The organism is Mycobacterium sp. P7213 (genome assembly GCF_900604305.1).
In the GTDB taxonomy this organism is placed as follows: domain Bacteria; phylum Actinomycetota; class Actinomycetes; order Mycobacteriales; family Mycobacteriaceae; genus Mycobacterium.
The window spans coordinates 1-776 of record NZ_UWOA01000114.1; the positions used below are offsets into that span (position 1 = coordinate 1).

Consider the following 776-nt stretch of genomic DNA (forward strand, 5'->3'; position numbering starts at 1 on the left):
CCCTACTCCCGCGACCCGCGCAACATCGCCCGCAAGGCCGAGAGCTACCTCACCAGCACCGGCATCGCCGACACCGCCTACTTCGGCGCCGAAGCCGAGTTCTACATCTTCGACTCCGTGAGCTTCGACTCCACGATCAACGGCTCCTTCCACAAAGTGGACTCGGTCGCCGGCTGGTGGAACACCGGCCGCACCACCGAAGCCGACGGCAGCCCCAACCTCGGCTACAAAGTCCGCCCCAAAGGCGGCTACTTCCCCGTCGCCCCCRCCGATCAATACGTCGATCTGCGCGACGCCATGTCSACCAACCTCACCAACGCCGGCTTCACCGTCGAACGCGGCCACCACGAGGTCGGCACCGGCGGGCAAACCGAGATCAACTACAAGTTCAACACCCTGCTGCACGCCGCCGACGATTTGATGCTGTTCAAATACATCATCAAGAACACCGCCTGGGCACACGGCAAGACCGTCACCTTCATGCCCAAGCCTTTGTTCGGCGACAATGGCTCCGGCATGCATGTTCACCAATCGGTATGGCAAGACGGCGAACCATTGTTCTACGACGAGATCGGCTACGCCGGACTCTCCGACACCGCCCGCCACTACATCGGCGGCATCTTGCACCACGCGCCCTCCCTGCTGGCGTTCACCAACCCCACCATCAACTCCTACAAGCGTCTGGTCCCGGGCTACGAAGCACCGATCAACCTGGTCTACAGCCAGCGCAACCGCTCAGCCTGCGTGCGCATCCCGATCACCGGCACCAACCCCAA

Annotated in this window: 1 pseudogene; it reads left to right on the forward strand. The window is 62.8% G+C overall.

The annotated features are described in order from the left end of the window. A pseudogene (locus tag EJK91_RS21440) lies at positions 1 to 776 on the forward strand (type I glutamate--ammonia ligase); the annotation flags it as partial.